Here is a 1,459-nt window from a genome sequence, read left to right as displayed (position 1 = left end):
TGATCCGGCAAAGCCTGCAGCTGGCGTAAACGTCAGCGTCCCATCCGGGTTGATCACCGCCGTGCCGTTGGCAGGCTGCGAGAGGATCTGGGGCAGGGTCACCGTAGCCAGACTAGCCGGTACGGTACCGTTGCGGTCGGCATCATTGGCCAGTACATTGACCGTGGTGGGCTGGTTAAACGCTACCGTTGCCACATCCGCATTAGCCACTGGTGCGGCACTGCCTATGTTGACCACCACCAAAGCGGTGTCACACAAACTGGTGTTGGCTACATCACAGATGCGGTAGATGAAGCTATCCTGCCCGGCAAAGCCGCTGTTGGGCGTGTAGGTGATGGAGCCATCGGCGTTGAGCGTCAGGCTGCCACTGTCCGGCTGATCCACTATCACCGGTGCGGTGACATTGGTCAGGCTGGCGGGCTGATTACCTCTAGCCTCATCATTGAGCAGGACCGGGATCTGCACGGCCGTGTTGAGGGCCGTCACGTAGTTATCGCGGTTAGCCTCCGGTACCACCGTGCCGACATTGATGACCACCAGGGCTGAATCGCATAAGAGCGGATTGACCTGATCGCAGATGCGGTAGATCAGCGTATCGCTACCGGCAAAGCCTGCGTTCGGCGTGTAGGTGATGCTGCCCGTTGAGTTCACCACCGCCGTGCCATTATCCGGTCCTTCCACAATCAGCGGAGCCGTCACATTGGTCAGGCTGGCGGGCAGTCCACCCCGGCCCTGATCATTGACCAGCACAGGGATGGTCACCGGCTGGGCAAAGGTCGTATTGGCATCATCGCGATTGGCCACCGGCGGCACTGACGGTACTGTGTAGATCACCTGTGCCGTGGCACACACATTCGGACTCACCGTCGAGCAGATCTGATACGTCAAGGTATCATTGCCGGCAAAACCAGGTGCCGGCGTGAAAGTAATCGTGCCATCCGGGTTGACCACGGCTGAGCCGTTGTTGGGCTGATCCACAATGGTCGGAGCCGTCACATTCGTCAGGCTGGCGGGCTGCCCGTTCCCGGCCAGATCATTCCCCAGTACACTGACGGTAAGCGGCTGACCAAACACACCCGTCACCACATCCTGAACAGGGTTCGGGGCCGGGGCATTACCCACGTTGATTCGCACCAGGGCGGTATCACAGAGAGCCGTGTTGACCACATCACAGATACGGTAGACAAACTGATCAGCTCCCGTGAAGGTATTGTTCGCGTTGTAAGTTATGGTCCCGTCGGCATTCACCGTCACCACGCCCCCTGTGGGCTGGCTGATGATGGTGGGCAAGGTCACACTCGTTAAACTGGCTGGAGCACCATTGCGATCGGCATCGTTGACCAGCACCGTCAGGGCCAGCGTCTGGTTGAAGCCCAGTGTGTAGCTGTCAGGATTGGCCACGGCCGGTGCACTGCCCACGTTGAACACCACCCGGGCCGTGTCACACAGACTGGTATTC

General features: G+C 59.5%; 1 protein-coding gene. It reads right to left on the bottom strand.

From position 1 onward, the window contains the following. On the bottom strand, positions 1–1,459 hold a 1,459-nt coding region (locus ABD949_RS18235), incomplete at both ends, for an Ig-like domain-containing protein (protein ID WP_345245583.1).

The organism is Nibrella saemangeumensis (assembly GCF_039541915.1).
GTDB lineage: Bacteria > Bacteroidota > Bacteroidia > Cytophagales > Spirosomataceae > Nibrella > Nibrella saemangeumensis.
This window is presented reverse-complemented; position numbering and strand designations above follow the sequence as displayed.